The organism is Photobacterium chitinilyticum, assembly GCF_004104355.1.
Classification (GTDB): Bacteria; Pseudomonadota; Gammaproteobacteria; order Enterobacterales; family Vibrionaceae; genus Photobacterium; species Photobacterium chitinilyticum.
In genome coordinates this window covers 1-437 of record NZ_RJLM01000201.1, presented here as the reverse complement: position 1 = coordinate 437, position 437 = coordinate 1, and the positions used below count along the sequence as shown (strand labels likewise).

The 437-nt window shown below is 43.9% G+C and carries 1 protein-coding gene; it reads left to right on the top strand.

Annotation, left to right across the window (positions count from 1 at the left end; translation table 11 throughout):
* A partial coding sequence (locus EDI28_RS26485; protein WP_128786724.1) for an ATP-binding cassette domain-containing protein occupies nucleotides 1–437 on the top strand: 437 nt, incomplete at both ends.

Here is a 437-nt window from a genome sequence, read left to right as displayed (position 1 = left end):
TCTGGATGGGGGCTGTTCTGGTCATGGATGGCAAGATGAGTTTGGGGCAGTTGATTACCTATAATACCTTGCTGGTTTACTTTACCAATCCTTTGGAAAATATCATCAATCTGCAAACCAAGCTTCAGACAGCGCAGGTTGCCAATAACCGTCTAAATGAAGTGTATCTAGTAGCTTCTGAGTTTGAGGAGAAGAAAACGGTTGAGGATTTGAGCTTGATGAAGGGAGAGATGACTTTCAAGCAGGTTCATTACAAGTATGGCTATGGTCGAGACGTCTTGTCGGATATCAATTTAACCGTTCCCCAAGGGTCTAAGGTGGCTTTTGTGGGGATTTCAGGGTCAGGTAAGACGACTTTGGCCAAGATGATGGTTAATTTTTACGACCCAAGTCAAGGGGAGATTAGTCTGGGTGGTGTCAATCTCAATCAGATTGAT